Annotated in this window: 9 protein-coding genes; 7 read left to right on the top strand and 2 right to left on the bottom strand. The window is 69.2% G+C overall.

What is annotated here, in order from left to right; genetic code table 11:
- Nucleotides 1–3: 3 nt before the first annotated feature.
- Complete coding sequence (locus tag BK819_RS15950) at nt 4–1,278, bottom strand: Y-family DNA polymerase (protein WP_071330008.1); 1,275 nt, start codon at nt 1,276–1,278, stop codon at nt 4–6.
- Nucleotides 1,279–1,713, bottom strand: a complete 435-nt coding sequence (locus tag BK819_RS15955) for a LexA family transcriptional regulator (RefSeq protein ID WP_071330009.1) — start codon at nt 1,711–1,713, stop codon at nt 1,279–1,281. It abuts the gene before it with no gap.
- Nucleotides 1,714–1,939: 226 nt separating this feature from the next.
- On the opposite strand from BK819_RS15955, the gene BK819_RS15960 reads away from it, so the two are divergent.
- The 7 genes from BK819_RS15960 to BK819_RS15985 all read left to right on the top strand — a co-directional run bounded on the left by BK819_RS15960 (nt 1,940) and on the right by BK819_RS15985 (nt 11,267).
- Nucleotides 1,940–3,001, top strand: a complete 1,062-nt coding sequence (locus BK819_RS15960; protein ID WP_071330010.1) for an ATP-binding protein — start codon at nt 1,940–1,942, stop codon at nt 2,999–3,001.
- A gap of 532 nt (nt 3,002–3,533) precedes the next feature.
- Nucleotides 3,534–3,761 carry a hypothetical protein gene (locus tag BK819_RS15965; protein WP_143049339.1) on the top strand — a complete coding sequence of 76 codons (228 nt, stop codon included), beginning with the start codon at nt 3,534–3,536 and terminating at the stop codon, nt 3,759–3,761.
- Between the two features lie 217 nt (nt 3,762–3,978).
- Nucleotides 3,979–9,090 carry a hypothetical protein gene (locus BK819_RS15970; protein WP_071330012.1) on the top strand — a complete coding sequence of 1,704 codons (5,112 nt, stop codon included), beginning with the start codon at nt 3,979–3,981 and terminating at the stop codon, nt 9,088–9,090.
- Nucleotides 9,090–9,671, top strand: a complete 582-nt coding sequence (locus BK819_RS15975) for a helix-turn-helix transcriptional regulator (protein ID WP_071330013.1) — start codon at nt 9,090–9,092, stop codon at nt 9,669–9,671. Before BK819_RS15970 ends, BK819_RS15975 begins: the two co-directional genes overlap by 1 nt.
- 157 nt (nt 9,672–9,828) lie before the next feature.
- Nucleotides 9,829–9,981, top strand: coding sequence for a hypothetical protein (locus tag BK819_RS16895; RefSeq protein ID WP_177173857.1), 153 nt, complete (start codon nt 9,829–9,831; stop codon nt 9,979–9,981).
- A 12-nt stretch (nt 9,982–9,993) separates the two neighbouring features.
- Nucleotides 9,994–10,509 (top strand): hypothetical protein, encoded by a 516-nt coding sequence (locus BK819_RS17085; RefSeq protein ID WP_071330014.1) that lies wholly within the window; start codon nt 9,994–9,996, stop codon nt 10,507–10,509.
- A gap of 17 nt (nt 10,510–10,526) precedes the next feature.
- On the top strand, nt 10,527–11,267 hold the full coding sequence (locus tag BK819_RS15985; RefSeq protein WP_071330015.1) for a hypothetical protein: 741 nt from the start codon (nt 10,527–10,529) through the stop codon (nt 11,265–11,267).
- Nucleotides 11,268–11,355: the final 88 nt, after the last annotated feature.

Below are 11,355 nucleotides of genomic sequence, written 5' to 3' on the forward strand. Positions count from 1 at the left end.
CCCTCAGGCCCTCACCGTGGCCAACTCGTCCCAGTGGGTCGTGGCGCGCGGAGTGAGCATCTCGCGCTTCATCTGCCACGACGGACCTGGGCGCATCCCGCCGTACCCGAGACCGAGGAGACCTCGGCCTTCCTTCCGCTGCACCTTGTCGATGAGCTCGGCGATGCCCGACTCCTCGTGCGCGAAGCGGAACAGATCGAGGGGCTGGCTGACCTCGGCCGGCCGCAGGTCGGTGAGCATCAGGCCGGCGCGTGCGTAGCGGCCGCCATCCTCGAGCAGCGGCAGCAGCCGGTGGGCGGCGCGGGTGAGCTCGACCGGGTCGGCAGTGGGCGCCGGCAGATTCACCAGCACCGAGGGGAAGCTGCGCTGCTCGGAGTAGTGCGACGTCCCCGCGAACGCGGTGAGCAGCTTCGCGACCTGCCGGTGCCGCACCAGGCGGGTCGCGGCCTGCTGGGCGTAGATCGACAGCGCCTGCCGCATCCCGTCTCGGGTGGTGATCTTCTCGGAGAACGACCGTGACACGATCAGCTGCTCCTTGTGGCCCGTGCGGTCCTCCTCCGCGACGATCGAGGGCACCCCTCGCAGTTCCAGCGCCGTGCGCATCACCACGACGTTGAACGCCTTGCGGATGCGCACCGGGTCGGCCGCGGCGAGATCGGCGATCGAGGAGATCCCCATGTCCACCAGGCGACGCTCAAGCCGCGACGCGATACCCCAGACCTCCGACACCGGCAGCCGGCTCATCAGCTGCCGTCGCCACTCCGGTCGGGTCGCCGGCCACACGCACACCCCGTCGAACGCCGCGATCTTCTTCGCCGACCTGTTCGCGAGCTTGGCCAAGGTGCGCGTTTCCGCGATTCCCACGCACACGGGCACCCCGATCAGGCGTCGCAGAGTGTCCTTGATCTCCCGCCCGAGGGCGGTCATCGCCTCTGGGTCTCGCGCGATGCGCGGGCTCACGCGCAGGAAGGCCTCATCGATGCTGTAGACCTCGAGCTCCGGGGTGAACCTGGCCAGGATGGCGTGGAATCTCCTCGACATGTCGCCGTAGAGCTCGTAGTTGGAGCTCAGCGCCGTCACTCCCAGCCGCTGCGCGTGCGGGCGGAGCTCGAACCACGGGCGGCCGAGATCCAGCCCGAGTGCCTTGGCCTCTCGGCTCGCGGCGACCACCATGCCGTCGTTGTTGCTCAACACCACGGTCGGCACCGCCTCGAGCGCGGGATTGAACACCCGCTCGAACGACACGTAGGCGCTGTTGACGTCGACGTGGGCCAGCATTCAGGGCCGCCGGAGGTGATGGATCGAGAAGGTTGCGACACCCCAGATCACGAGCTCGGAGAGCTCGGGAACCACGATGTCGGGATGCTCTGAGCTCTCTGACTTGAGTAGCACCCGGTCGGCGGAGATCTGCAGCCGCTTGATCGTCAGCTGCCCGTCGAGAACAGCCACCACAACATCACCGTCTCGCGGCCGCTTCGAGCGGTCGACCAGGAGCTCATCACCGTCACTGATCCCGGCTTCGGTCATCGAGTGCCCAGACGCGCGCACGATGAACGTCGCTTCCTGGTCGTCGACGAGCATCTCCGTCAGGTCGATCGGGCCGTCGTAGTAGTCCTGCGCGGGCGAGGGGAACCCGCAAGCCACGGCGACGGGCGAGGCCTGCAGCATCAGCATGGTCGGCTCGTCGACGGGACGAGGTGACAGCGCGAGCATGGTGGCCTCCCCGACCTTCTATCGAATATGCGACCGATCATGAGTATGCGAACCGGCGCTGACATTCGAACAGGTATCCTCCCCCTCGCGCGGGTGCTGCGAGAATGAGACCATGACCACCCGGGACGAGGAGATCGCCGCGATTATCCGGCCAAGGCATACTGCGGCTGGTGCGCACGATGCCGACCTCGACGCACAGCCCGAGAACTGACCGAAGGCTCCACCGATGCTCCCGCCCGCCGTCGACGTCGAGCCGGTCTCTACTGCGCAGGCACGCGCGGCATGGGAGACCGGCGTCACGCCCCTGCTCGAGGCGTTCCCGGACCACGCCGGCGACATCCTCCGCGCGATCGCCTTCGCGCACCGAGCACCCTTCCCGGTGCCGGTGTTCATCACCGGCCGCCCAGGCGCCGGCAAGACGACCCTCGCCCGAGCGATCAGCGAGCTCGCCGGGCACAGCGACCTGCTCGAGCTCCCACAGCGATCGCTCGCCTCGATCCGAAAGGCGGCGACGGCGGGGGAGCCGCTCATCCTCGACGACGTCGCGCCAGCGCACTCCCGAGCGAGGCCCGCGATGTTCACCCAGATCCAGGCCGAGGTCTACGCCAGCCGCAACTCCCCGCTCAACGCCACATCCATCGTCGTCGCCACCGGCGAGCAGAAGATCGACGAGCTCAGCCTGCAGCGCACCCTTGCCACCCGCATCAACAGGCGCCGGGCGCCGCGAGAGATCTACGCGCAGCTGCATTCCCCGGCCGCGGCCGCGGCGCGCCTCAGCGTGCACACCTACCTGCAGGCACAGATCCCCCGCGTGACACTGCGCAGCGCGGACAGCGCGGCCGCGCGCCTCGCCCTCGGCGTCGACATCGAGCACGAACGACGCCGCGACGCCGCGCTGCACGTCGGGGGAGTGCTCCTCCGCGCGCTCGACCTCGATGCCGGCACAAGCCGGCACCGGATGCCACGAGAAGACCAGATCATCGTCGGGGTCTACGCCGCACTGCAGTACGCCCTCGACAACGGCGCCCTCCTCGGCGGCCAGCCCACCGCCGGAGACTGGGTCCTCGGCCGCCGCGACGAGGACTACCTGTACCTGATCCCCGGCGAGATCCTGCCGATCATCCGCGCCGAGCTCGACGACGACACCCTCACCAGCAACGCCGTTGCGGCAGCGCTCGAGAGCCGCGGCCTGCTGTACCCCTCACGACGCCAAGGCCGCAGCATCCCCCGCAGCATCAACGGCACCCTCACCCGCGTCTGGCGCCTCAGTCCCGCCCTCCTCATCTGACGCGACACGCCGACGACGTCTCCACCCGCCCATCTGCCCGGGTCGCGTCGACGTGCCCGAGGCCACCCACCGGATCGGCTTGACAACCGCGAATCATCGACGCGCACCGCTTACGCGTTTCCGGTGTTCCGCGCCAACTCCGCCAGAAAAGGTGTTCCAGGTGTTCCACCATCTGACCAGGGGTTTCCCGAAACGGCGCATTGCCCAAATCGGGCCGGTGTTCCATCAGGAACACGCTCCTGATCTGGGCTTTATGTGCATCTGGAACACCTGGAACACATTTTCAACCACATACACCCCGCACGCGCGATGCGCACGCGCGCGCGAAGGTGTTCCAGGGCTACGCCAACCTTTTTTCGGGAACCGATGTCCGCGAAGCAGGGGAGGCTCGGCCTATATGGGGCATGGACCTCTCGACGCGACGCGCCCGCCGCACGACAAAAATCCACACTCTGAATACAAGTAGTGGTAGACAAGTCACATGGCAGCTCAGCAAGTTCGTCGACGCGGCCCCCAGCCGAAGGGGGACCGCGTGGGAATCACCATGCGTCTCCCCGACAACCACGCTGGCACGTACCGGCAGCGAGCCGACCAGCTCGGCATCTCGCTCAGCAGCTGGATCGCCATGGCGCTCGCTGAGCACGAAGGCCTTCAGGTCCCCGACTACGTCCAGAAGGAGATCCGCAAAGCTGCGGACGAACGCGCGGCCCGCGAGAGGGAACAGGAGATCGACATGCTCGACATGCCAAAGACCGCGTAAAACAACTCACCCCTGCTGGTCGGCAAACCAACAGGGGTAATGAGTTTTGGGTTACGTCCTCCGGCATGAGGACGCAAGGTTCTTGAATCTGATTCAGACCCGGAGGGTCGTACATGATTGTAGCCGCAATATTGCGGATGTCTAGCGTCGTTGTACGCAGTGTCGCACCGACAGCTAGCATCCCCGCACGCTACCCCGCCAAGGGGGTGGTGCTGCGATGACTCTCGAGATCCCCGGCACCGCCGCGTCGATGAACTCCTTCGACCGCGTGTGGGAGGCGCTGGACCGCGGAGGCTACAAGCCGACCCGCCGCGCCAACACGTTCAAGGCCCTCTGCCCCGTGCACGGTGACGCCAACCCGTCGCTGAGCGTCCGCTATGACCCGCAGGCTGGGAAGATCGCACTGCACTGCTTCGGGTGCGAGGCGCCCGTCTCCGACATCACCGCTCACCTGGGTCTGACCGTGAGCGACCTCTTCGACGCCCCGCTGCCCGCCGATCGGCGCACCCAGAGCCGCACCACCCGCCCGCGCCGCCCCTCGCTGCCGCCCCGCCTGACCCGCGAAGAGCTCGCGGCCCCCGCCCCGGATCTGACCGGCGCGAAGTGGGAGCGGGTGAAGGTCTACGAGTACGTCGACATCGACGGCGTCGTGCAGCAGCGGGTGCACCGCGAGGAGACCATCGTCGACGGCGTCCGGCACAAGCGCTTCACCCAGAGCTACCGCGGCGCCACCGGCCGATTCGTCAAGCGCAAGCCCGAAGGCTTCGCCCCCCTGCTGTACAACCTCCGCGCCGTCACCGAGGCCGTCGCCGCCGGCGGCGATGTCTGGCTGCTCGAGGGGGAGAAGGACGCCGACAACGCGATCGCGCAGGGCCTGGTGGCCACGACCAACGCCGGCGGCGCCACCGCGTTCCCCGCCGAGCTCATCGAGCACTTCCGCGGCGGCCGCGTGCACGTGGTCGTCGACAACGACCAGGCCGGCTACAAGCGCGCCGCATCCGTGACCGCGCAGCTGCTGCGCGAGCGCATCGAAGCCCGCGCCTACCTGCCGGCACTCACCGACCGCAAGGCCGACTTCACCGACCACCTCGACGCCGGCGGCACCACCGACACGCTCGTCGAGATCTCCGTCGACGACGCCACCGCGCTCGATGCCGCGGCCGAGGCCGCGAAGCTGCTCGTCCAGGTGGAGATCTGCCGCAAGGAGGCCCAGGCGCAGCTGGACGCCAAGGGGCAGGACCGTGGGACCGCCGAGCGCAATGCTGAGGCGTGGGCGCGGGAGTCGTCCAAGCGGCTCGAGCGGATCACGTCGCTGCAGTCGCAGATCGCCGACCAGCTGAGCGAGCGTGCCGAGTCCGCCCGTGACGAGCTCGCCGCGACCATCCGCGAAGCCGCGGAGGTCGCTCGCGAGACGTTCCAGATCGCCGGTCTCGCGGTCCCGGCCGACGTCACCGCAGCCCTCGGCACCGCCCCGGCCGAGACGATCGATACCCCCGACGTCGACGCCGACGAGCAGCCTGCTCGCGACCCCCGCACACTCGCGGTCTCGTTCCAGCCTGACGGCGGAACCGGCGGCGCCGGCGGGGGCAAGAGCAACGGCGGCCGCGCGCCCCGGTTCGATGGCGGCGACTCCGGCAGGCGTGCCGTGATCAAGCGCGAGGAGTACGACGTCGTCGACGGGATCACCGTCAGCGTGAAGTGGGTGCTCTCCGACGAGGCAGACGAGAACGGCAAGCAGAAGTGGGAGCCGCGCTACACCGCGGTCCTCAACGGCTGGGCCGAGATCGAGACCGTCGCCGTGGAGGACGACGGCACCGATAGCGAGATCGCCCGTGCCCCTCACATGATCGCGATCCGGTTCTACCGCTACGTCCGCGACGCCCGTGGCAACGCCATCGTCGACGAGGAGACCGGCCAACCGCAGATCGAATCGACGCTCGTGAAGTTCGACGAGGAGCAGGTGCGCACCGGCACCTGGGCGCAGGCGCTGCCCTGGCCGAACCTCATCGAATCCACCACCCGCCGCGGCAAGGATCAGGCCTGGGACGCGATTCGCAAAGCCCGTCAGACCGTGGCCAGCAACAGCCTCGTCTACACCACCCTCGGCTGGCGCACCACCGCGACAGGACAGCCGTTCTTCGTCCACTCCACCGGCGCGATCGGCACCGAGGGCGCGATCGACGACGTCGAGGTCAAGCCGTCGCTGTTCAACGTCTTCGCGCTCCCAGCCCCCTCGACGGACGCCGACGAGCTCCGCGCCGCCTGGCAGAAGGGCACCCTCGAAGCCAAGAACTCCTGGCTGCTCGGCCGTGCGCTCGCCCCGCTGCTCGCCCAGTCCTGGGGATCGGTGCTCAAGCCCAACGACGCCACCGTGCACCTGGTCGGCGGCCGCGCCTCCCTCAAGTCCGCACACGGCCGTCTGGCGGTGCAGTACTTCGCCCCCGACGTCCACTACCACGGCGTCAAGGAGATGCTCTCCGGCTCCGCGAAGGGCGGCTCCGCGCTCGGTCTCATCCGCAGCGCGAACACCGTCTCGCACCTGCCGCTGCTCATCGACGACTTCGCCCCGGACGGCAACGCCAAGCAGGCGCAGAACCGCCTCGGCGAGCTCGCCCGCATGCGGTTCAACTCCACCGGCCGCAAGGTCTCCACCCAGCGCGGCGGGGTGCGCGAGGACCGCCCGATCGAGGCCAACCTGATCACCACGGGTGAGCTCACCGCGACCGGCTCCGCCGACACCCGCATCCTCAACATCCCGCTGCACCCGCAGTCCGTCGACAAGGGCAAGGCCCTCTTCGCCCGGCTCGAGTCGCGCAGCTACCGCGCCGCCCGCGCCCTGCTCGGCTCCTCGCTGATCCACTGGGTCGCCCAGCGCCGCGACCAGATGCTCGAGGAGATCCAGGCCGCCATCGAGGGCGACACGAGCTCGCCGCTGGCCACCGACGCCTACTGGGAACGCCGCCTCGCCGACCTGCCCCACGACTCCGGCGTCCGCAACCGCCTCGAGAACATGGCCGTCGACCTCGACCGCGGGATCTACATCATGCTCAAGATGCTCCGCGAGTACGGTGCGATCACCGTCGAGGAGGCCAACGAGTTCTACGCCTGGGCGCGCGACGGGATCTACGACGCCGTCTCGCTGCAGGATTCCGCTTCCTCCGACGCGGGCGAACAGCTGCTCGCGTTCCTGCGCGAAGCGCTGATCTCCGGCACTGCGCACCTGAGCACCCAGCACGGCGACGCCCCCGACGACGCAGCCAGCCTCGGCTGGATCAACCAGAGCGCCGGCGAGATTCCGCAGTGGCGCCCCATGGGCGCCCGCGTCGGCGTCATCGTCGGCGAGGGCGACGCGCAGCGCGTCTACCTCATCCCCTCCGTGGCGATCGGCGTCGCCAACACCGTCGCCAGCCGCGCCGACGAGGTCTTCTCCGAGACCACCCACTCCATCGCCAGCAGCTTCGAGAGCCACGGATGGCTCACCAAGGACCACGAAGGCAAGCGCTCCAGCGCTCGGCGCATCGGCGGCCAGAAGATGCGCGTCTGGGATCTGCCACTGTCCGCCCTCCTCGGCTCCGACGACGACGGCGACAACCCCACCGGCGACGCCAGCACCCCGGACCCCGACACCAACCCCGGCCTGTTCGACATCGACCCCTCCGGCCCCACCGCTCCGACCGATGACCCCGAGGCCGACGAGGAGCCGCCCGTCGACGAGTACCCCCCGACCGACCCCTACTTCGCTGACGAGCCGACCGGCCCCGCCGACGACGTCGCACCCGCCGCGGCCGCGGACACCGACGTCGCCTCGGCACCCGCCCCCGCCGCACCGCAGGCCTCCGCACCGGCCGCTGCGCCGGCCGCACGCCGCGGCGCCTTCCGCGCCTCTGTCGCCGTCCTGCACACCGATGGGGTGTGGCTGCCTGATGGCAGCCGTGTCGACCTCGAGGAGCCGATCGTGCACGCCGGGCAGGTGGCGCTGCTGGCGTCCAAGCTCTCCCTCGGCACGCAGATCAACACCGGCCCGAGCAAGCTGCGCCGCACCGAGCGCGGCCAGATCTACATCACCCGGGACTACGCGCTGACCCTCGGGATTCCCTTCGACAAGCTGCCCACCCCGATGGCGTTCCAGTACCGCGAGAAGCTGCAGGCAGCCACCGCCGGCACCCCATTCATCGCCGAGGCGCGCACCGCCGGATTCCAGGTCTCGGGCAAGGACTCCCTCGATCCCAGCATCGAAGTCTGGCACGACGACAACCCCGAGCTCGGCGTGCTCATCGGGTTCCTCCCCGCGTTGCCTCCGGCGTTCCAGCAGGTCATCCTCGCCGACGACCCCAGCCCCCTCGACGTCGCCGACCGTCTGCAGCGGTTCAGCGCGGCGCTGCGGTTCCCGTACCGCAAGACTCCCTCGAGCACCGGCCTGGATCTCGCGTTCGCGCTGCACCCCCGCACCGAGCGTGAGCGCCTCTTCGAGTCCTGCGAGTCACCCGCCGTGCTCCGCGAGGCCGGCCACGCCGAAACCGACCTCGACTGGCAGCGCACCCTCACCTCTGACGAGCAGCAGCACAGCTGGGTGCACGCCTTCGACCGCGGCGGCTCTTACCTCGCCGCCGTCGCCGGCCTCGAGGTCGGCATCGGGACTCCCACCCACCACCCCGAGCCGCTGCCGTTCACCAAGCTCCCCGGCTACTGGCACATCACCATCCCCGAGGACGGCCACTGGCTCACCCCCAACCTGTTCACCCCCCGCGGCGTGACCGGGCAGGCCACCCCCGGCAGCCGCATCTGGGTCGCGACCCCCACCATGGAGCTCGCCGCCGAGCTCGGTGTCGAGCCGGAGATCCACGAGGCCTACCTGTGGCACGAGAAGGGGCGCATCTTCGACACCTGGCAGAAGCGCATGCGCGACGCCCGCCAGCTGCTCGACACCGACAACCCCAACGACCAGATCGCCCGCGACCTGCTCAAGAAGGTCTACGTCTCCGGCCTGGGCATCATGGCCAGCGACCTGCACCGCAACGGACGCCTCGGCTACGCCCCGCACCGCTACGACCACATCATCGCCAAGGCGCGCGCGAACATCCTGCGCCGCGTGTTCCAGATCGGCCGCGACACCGGCCGCTGGCCCGTCGCGATCAGCAAGGACACGCTCGTCTACACCAGCCCCGACCTCGACCCCGACGCCTCCTGGCCCGGCAAGCCCGAGCACTACGGCCGCGGGCTCGGCAGCTTCAAGTACGAAGGCTCCGCTGCTCTCTCCGAGCACGCGAAGTACTTCACCGGCCAGGCCCGCCCCTACGAAGGTAAGAACGACCTCTCGGAGATCTTCTGATGCTCGACGACAACGCCTCCGACGCGATCACACAGCGCAACGCGCTCTTCCGGTTCTTCACCGGCCAGGACTACTCCACCGTCTCGTCCTCGCCGGCGAACATGCTGCGCTACCTCTACCCCGGCAAGAGCGACCGCCACCCCGTCGACACCAAGACCGCCGCGGCCCGCCTCGGCGTCTCGCAGCGCACCGTGCAGCGCTGGATCAAGGGCGACTCCCGCCCGCGACCCGAGCTCCTCAAGAAGCTCACCGACCGCACCCGCCAAACCGTCACCACCAAGCGCGGCCGCACCCAGCTGGCCAAACGCGCGAAGGCCGCCCTGCCCGGCGATCGCCGCACCCTCATCGTCCACGGCGTGCAGGGACTGTCCGCCGACCCCCAGGACATGGGCTACAACCGCAACGGGAACAGCTACATCCACCTCACCGACGACGAGCAGCGCGGCCTCATCGACGCCTGGGGCAACGGCGGCGACACCGGCGCCCTCAGCTACCTCGAGAGCATCTACGCCCAGCCCGGACGCTACACCGACTCCGGCACCTGGCGCTTCCACGGCGTCGACGGAATGCAGTGGCGCTGACCCTCGCCCCATAACCACGCGCGTCGACGCTGCGCGATCGACCCGAAACCGGCTATTGTTGTGTATGTCACATGCACTCTACTTTCACGGATCGGGAGGGACAGCAGATGACCACGACGACCAGCCCCTGCGGTCCCGCTCCCCACGAGGAGCGGTGATGAGCCTGCACCCCGCCGAAGCCGCGCGCTTCCTCACCGACCTGCAGGAACACATCGAGAGCGTGACCACCTTCTACATCCCCCAGGACGAGCTCACCATCGTCCTGCAGCGCATGGCCGACGACGGCCACCGAGAGATCCCCACCACCTAGGAGACGTACCCCATGGCCAAAACCAAGCCCGTCCAGCAGATCGCCGGCGCCGAGCTCGTCGGCTACGACTACTTCGCCAAACAGCTCGACGTGCAACTGCGCACCATCTACGCCTACGCCAGCGAGACCAACGCGCAGCGCCTCGAGAACTTCCCCCGCCCCATCACCCCCGCCGGACACCGTCAGCCCCTCTTCAACAAGGCCGACGCCGACAGATTCATCGCCGAGCGCCGCGCCGGCAGCACCACCGGCAAGGGCCGCGTGAAGGCCCGCCCCCTCACCAAGGCCCAGCGCGCCGCGGTGCCCGCGGCCGCACAGATCATCGGCCGCGAGATCGACCTGCGCGACCGCGTCATGCTCCGCACGGTGATCTACGACGACCTCGCCCTGCCCGTCATCGCCACCAGCCAGAAGGCCCAAGTACCGGCCGTCGACACCGCCACGATCAAGAAGCTCTACAAGCAGACCGAGCACCCCTTCCTGCAGCAGCTGCTCATCTACCGCGGTGTCGACGTCGCAGCCGGCTGACACCACCGAGAACCACGATGACGGACCCCACACCCCTCTGGCGCACCACCGAGCACGCCGATCTCGCCGTGCTCGAGGAAGCCTGGGGCGCGCACCGACTCTCGCAGATCCTCGGCGCCGCGCTCGGCAGCTACAACCGCCGCGGCAACGTCGACGCACGCACCGCCGGCGCCGTCCTCGGGGTCACCGAGGGCACAATCCGCCGGTGGGTGCGCAACGGCGTGCCCGCGAGCAAGATGCAGGCCGTCATCGACCTCGTTCGGCCACCGCAGGGCGCCTTCGAGCTCGAGCACTCAGACCTCATCGTCGCCCGCCAGAACCTCGCGATCGCCACCGCCGACCCGCAGAAGGGCGCCGACCTCTGGGGGCACAAAGGCTGGCTCGACCGCCACGACCTCGCGATCGTCAAGATCGCCGGCGCCCCCGTGATGGTCGCGCGCATCGCCCGCCACGACCGTTCCGCTACCGCCCAGCGCAACATGCTGCAGGGCGGGCTGAAAGACGCACACGGCCACTACCTCCCGCCGGCGGAGATCCTCACCTTCCCCAACTACTTCGCCGCCACCATCGCCCGCCTCGAGATCCTCGAGGACGTCTACCCGTTCCGCGTGCAGATGCCCGAAGGCAAGCTCTCCCGCGGCGGCACCAAAGCATGGCTCGCCGAGGCCCCCCGCAAACCCCTGAGCTCCTACCGCCGCAACCCCCGCCGGCGCACCCGCAGCAAGGCTCAGGTCGGCGTTCGCCCCGCCGCCGACTAACACCCGTCCCAGCCGCGCGGGTTTCTGAGCTCGCCGCGTACATGGTGGATGTGACACCCCACCAACGGGCTCTGTTGCAAAAATCGTG

The sequence above is a fragment of the Microbacterium sp. LCT-H2 genome (assembly GCF_001866135.1).
Taxonomy (GTDB): Bacteria; Actinomycetota; Actinomycetes; order Actinomycetales; family Microbacteriaceae; genus Microbacterium.

Coding starts and splice junctions, on each gene's coding strand:
- BK819_RS15955 (WP_071330009.1), bottom strand. CDS start 1,713: ATGCTCGCGCTGTCACCTCGTCCCGTCGACGAGCCGACCATGCTGATG.
- BK819_RS15985 (WP_071330015.1), top strand. CDS start 10,527: ATGACGGACCCCACACCCCTCTGGCGCACCACCGAGCACGCCGATCTC.
- BK819_RS15950 (WP_071330008.1), bottom strand. CDS start 1,278: ATGCTGGCCCACGTCGACGTCAACAGCGCCTACGTGTCGTTCGAGCGG.
- BK819_RS15975 (WP_071330013.1), top strand. CDS start 9,090: ATGCTCGACGACAACGCCTCCGACGCGATCACACAGCGCAACGCGCTC.
- BK819_RS17085 (WP_071330014.1), top strand. CDS start 9,994: ATGGCCAAAACCAAGCCCGTCCAGCAGATCGCCGGCGCCGAGCTCGTC.
- BK819_RS15970 (WP_071330012.1), top strand. CDS start 3,979: ATGACTCTCGAGATCCCCGGCACCGCCGCGTCGATGAACTCCTTCGAC.
- BK819_RS15960 (WP_071330010.1), top strand. CDS start 1,940: ATGCTCCCGCCCGCCGTCGACGTCGAGCCGGTCTCTACTGCGCAGGCA.
- BK819_RS16895 (WP_177173857.1), top strand. CDS start 9,829: ATGAGCCTGCACCCCGCCGAAGCCGCGCGCTTCCTCACCGACCTGCAG.